Consider the following 243-nt stretch of genomic DNA (forward strand, 5'->3'; position numbering starts at 1 on the left):
GATAGGGAAATGCTAGAGCTGCAACAATTATTGGTTTCTACTGTCACTAAGGCTGCTGAGGAAGCAGAAGATCAGGCTCTCGAAATTGCGTCTTTTCTAGAGAAAGAAATTTCAGAAGAATTAATCGAATTAGAAACTCAAGGGCGCAAAATTATTATACGAGTTGAAGAGAAAGGGTCGTTTTCTTCAGGTTCAGCGCATCTGGAAGATGATTTTTTACCTATTTTGGACAAGCTCGTTGAC

General features: G+C 39.5%; 1 pseudogene. It reads left to right on the plus strand.

Going from position 1 to position 243, the window contains the following annotated elements:
- Positions 1–243 (plus strand): annotated as a pseudogene (locus A3739_RS29735) (type VI secretion system protein TssL); the annotation flags it as partial.

This window comes from Oleiphilus sp. HI0067 (assembly GCF_001635735.1).